This window comes from Dyadobacter sp. CY312, assembly GCF_021390535.1.
GTDB lineage: Bacteria > Bacteroidota > Bacteroidia > Cytophagales > Spirosomataceae > Dyadobacter.
Genome location: NZ_JAJUXG010000062.1, coordinates 1 through 689, shown reverse-complemented (window position 1 = coordinate 689; position 689 = coordinate 1). Strand labels below are relative to the sequence as shown.

Sequence of the window (689 nt, the reverse complement as noted above, 5' to 3'; positions counted from 1 at the left end):
GTAGGTTAAAGACACTGTTAGGGTAAAATCGGCGACTGGGGCTAAGTCGTAACAAGGTAGCCGTACCGGAAGGTGCGGCTGGAACACCTCCTTTCTGGAGACGAAAAATTCTGCTTTTAGTTTATCTTTATCATATATAATTAAGGGGCTTGTAGCTCAGGTGGTTAGAGCGCGACACTGATAATGTCGAGGTCCGTGGTTCGAGTCCACGCAGGCCCACGGATTACAACAAGTTAGATCAAAATAACGTTTTTGGTCATTTTTATTGAAAATTTTTGGGGGATTAGCTCAGCTGGCTAGAGCACCTGCCTTGCACGCAGGGGGTCAACGGTTCGAATCCGTTATTCTCCACATTATCCAAGAAAGTTTGGATAACGAGTTCATTGACATATTGAGAAGTAGAAGAGAGAAATTAAGAGATTAATTTTTGTAAGTGAATTAAGGGCACATGGGGGATACCTAGGCTCTCAGAGGCGAAGAAGGACGTGATAAGCTGCGATAAGCTACGGGTAACAGCACATATGTATTGATCCGTAGATTTCCGAATGGGGCAACCCAATACCATGAAGTGGTATTACCCTACGGGGGGCAAACGTGGGGAACTGAAACATCTAAGTACCCACAGGAGAAGAAAATAACAATGATTCCGCAAGTAGTGGCGAGCGAACGCGGACGAGCCCAAACCAGCC

General features: G+C 45.7%; 2 tRNA genes and 2 rRNA genes. All 4 read left to right on the top strand.

From position 1 onward, the window contains the following. Positions 1-94: ribosomal RNA gene (locus LZG71_RS30395) — 16S ribosomal RNA — on the top strand; the annotation flags it as partial. A gap of 51 nt (positions 95-145) precedes the next feature. Then, positions 146-219 (top strand) — tRNA-Ile (locus LZG71_RS30390). 58 nt (positions 220-277) lie between these two features. Continuing rightward, positions 278-351 (top strand) — tRNA-Ala (locus LZG71_RS30385). Positions 352-428: 77 nt separating this feature from the next. Next, a 23S ribosomal RNA gene (locus LZG71_RS30380) occupies positions 429-689 on the top strand; the annotation flags it as partial.